This window comes from Devosia sp. (assembly GCF_036406155.1).
GTDB lineage: Bacteria > Pseudomonadota > Alphaproteobacteria > Rhizobiales > Devosiaceae > Devosia_A.
Window position 1 is genome coordinate 1 of record NZ_DASWVV010000033.1, and the last position, 2,867, is coordinate 2,867.

Consider the following 2,867-nt stretch of genomic DNA (forward strand, 5'->3'; position numbering starts at 1 on the left):
GTTCTCCCCCGCCGGCTGGCGCGAACTCACCGAACTGCACCACCAGGTCATGGCCAACATGCACCTGGCCCTCAACGTCCTCGTCTCCGAGGACCGCGACTCCGCCCGCCAGCTGCTGCGCGAAAAGGACCGCATGCGCCAGGCCGAGCGCGCCAGCTATGGCGAGCACCTCAAGCGCCTGCAGAGCGGCGCGCACCTCAGCATCGAGACCAGCGACATCCACCTCGAGACCGTGCGCGCGCTGAAGACCATCAACTCAATGTTCGCTTCCGTCGCCTACCCCATCCTCGCCCGCAGCGGCGACCTGCTCGACTCCCGCCTCGCCGGAAACCCCCAGCCCTGAGACCAACAGGGGATACCGCGGGACGGGAAGCGATCCTCAGCGGTAGCTGCGCTGCATGACCTGGCCGGCGACGAGCGCCACCGCCGCCTGGGTCGGGTCGACGACGGGCAGGCCGACGGCGTCCTCGAGCGGCGCGACATAGGCGGCCAGCCCCGCCCCGGCAAAGACGATGGCCTGCACCGCGAACTCGTCCCGCAGCTGCTTTCCCGCGGCGACGAGGGCGTCGGTCACGACGGCCGGATATTGCAGCTGGCCGTAGTCGAGCCCGAGCCCGCGATGCACGGCCACGCGGCCGGCGATGCCCAGCTGCCGGGCGAGGCGCGCGGTCTTGTCGGTCGCGGCGGAGACGCCGATGGTGCCGATGACGTCGCCCAGCGCCAGCGCGGCCAGATAGCCGGCCTCCCCGATGCCCACGACCGGCTTGGCGGTGAGCTCGCGCGCGGCGTAGACGCCGGGATCGGAAAAGCAGGCGACGACGAAGCCGGCGGCCTGCGGATCGGCGGCAACGCGCTCGACATAGCGCAGTACGGCCGGGGCGGCGTCGTCGCTGTCGCGGGCGGTGCTGATGCCGTTGGGCCCGTCGGCCAGGGTCACGCAGGCGATCTCGGGCAGCCCGGGCCCCTCCAGCCAGGCGAGGCTGCGGGCGAGGTCGGCGGTGATGCCGGTATCGGTCCGGCTGCTGGCATTGATGACGTGGATGCGCTGGCGCATGCGGGCCCTCAGGTCGGTTGATGGAAAGCGGCGGCCCAGCCCTCGTCCCAGACCTGCACCGAGTGGCCGGGGGCGACCTGGCGGTACTGGCGCGGCGGCCGGACGTAGCCGGTGGGCCGCAGGGCGCTGCCGATCTCGCCGGCGGGCGGCGCCCGGCGCACGCGGCGCCGCGCCGGATCGGCGATCGGCACGGCGCTCAGCAGACGTTGCGTGTAGGGGTGCTGGGGATTCTCGAAGACGCTCCGGCGCGGGCCGATCTCGACGATCTCGCCCAGGTACATCACGGCGACGCGGTGGCTGATGCGCTCGACCACCGCCATGTCGTGGGAGATGAACAGATAGGCCAGCCCGAGGCTCTCCTGCAGATCGAGCAGCAGGTCGACGACCTGGGCCTTGATGGAGACGTCGAGCGCCGAGACGCTTTCATCGGCGATGATGAAGCGCGGCTCGAGCGCCAGCGCCCGGGCGATGCAGATGCGCTGCCGCTGGCCGCCGGAGAATTCGTGGGGATAGCGCTCGATGATGTCGGGCGACAGGCCGACGCGCTGCAGCAGGTCGGCCACCTTGTGCCGGCGCTGCGCGCGATCGCCGATGCCGTGCACCACCATCGGCTCGGCAATGGCGCGACCGACGGGAAAGCGCGGATCGAGGCTGGCGAAGGGATCCTGGAAGATCATCTGGATATGGCGCCGGGCCTCGCGCAGCGGCGCTCGGCCAAGGCCCAGCAACTCCGTCCCGCCGACCTTCACCGACCCGGAGCTCGGCTCCACCAGGCGGAGGATGGAGCGGCCGGTGGTGGATTTGCCGCAGCCGGATTCACCCACCAGCGCCAGCGTCTCGCCGGCGAACAGATCGAAGGAGACGTCCTCCACCGCGTGCACGCGGCCGGTCACGCGGTTGAGCAGGCCCTCGCGCACGTCGAAGCGGGTGACGAGGTTGCGCACCTGCAGCACCGGGGTATCGGCGGCGACCGTGTCGCGCGTCGGCGGCGGCGCCTGCGGCGCCCCGGTCTGCGGGTCGACGCGCGGAAAGCGCCGCGGCAGCGGTTCGCCGGCCATCGAGCCAAGCTGCGGCACGGCCACCAGCAGGGCGCGCGTATAGGGTTGCTGCGGAGCCGCGAAGATTGCCGCGGTGGGGCCCGTCTCCACGGCCTCGCCGCGGTACATGACGACGGTGCGGTCGGCGATCTCGGCCACGACGCCCATGTCATGGGTGATGAACAGCACCCCCATGCCCTCTTCGTCCTGCAGCGTCTTGATGAGCTCGAGGATCTGCGCCTGGACGGTGACGTCGAGGGCCGTGGTCGGCTCGTCGGCGATCAGCAGCCGCGGACGGCAGGCCAGCGCCATGGCGATCATGACGCGCTGGCGCATGCCCCCCGACAGATGGTGGGGGTAGTCGCCGAGGCGGCGCGTCGCGCCGGGAATGCGCACCTTCTCGAACAGCGCCAGCGCTTCCCTGCGGGCGGCCCCGCGGTCCATGCCGCGGTGCCGGGCGAGCGCCTCGCCGATCTGCTCGCCCACCGTCATGATGGGGTTGAGGCTGGTCATCGGCTCCTGGAAGATCATGGCGATCTGGTTGCCGCGGATGGTCTCCATCTCGGCCTCGCTCGCCGCGAGCAAATCGCGCGTGCCGAGCAGGATGCGCCCGCCGAGGCTGACCCCCTCGGCGGCGCCGATGAGGCGCATGATGGACAGCGCGGTGATGCTCTTGCCGGACCCGGATTCGCCGACGATCGCCAGCGTCTCCTTGGGCGCGATCTCGAACGAGACATTGCGCACCACCGGGGGCAGGCCGCGGAAGGCGACGGTGA

2 protein-coding genes and 1 pseudogene are annotated in these 2,867 nt (G+C 71.4%); 1 reads left to right on the top strand and 2 read right to left on the bottom strand.

Going from position 1 to position 2,867, the window contains the following annotated elements; all coding sequences use genetic code 11:
• A pseudogene (locus VGD93_RS02165) lies at positions 1-343 on the top strand (Na/Pi cotransporter family protein); the annotation flags it as partial.
• A gap of 36 nt (positions 344-379) precedes the next feature.
• On the opposite strand, the gene VGD93_RS02170 reads toward VGD93_RS02165, so the two are convergent.
• Both VGD93_RS02170 and VGD93_RS02175 read right to left on the bottom strand, forming a co-directional pair.
• A complete protein-coding gene (locus VGD93_RS02170) occupies positions 380-1,054 on the bottom strand; it encodes an aspartate/glutamate racemase family protein (protein ID WP_395008731.1) in 675 nt (224 codons plus the stop codon).
• Positions 1,055-1,062: 8 nt separating this feature from the next.
• Positions 1,063-2,847 (bottom strand): dipeptide ABC transporter ATP-binding protein, encoded by a 1,785-nt coding sequence (locus VGD93_RS02175; RefSeq protein ID WP_395008733.1) that lies wholly within the window; start codon positions 2,845-2,847, stop codon positions 1,063-1,065.
• Between the last annotated feature and the right edge of the window lie 20 nt (positions 2,848-2,867).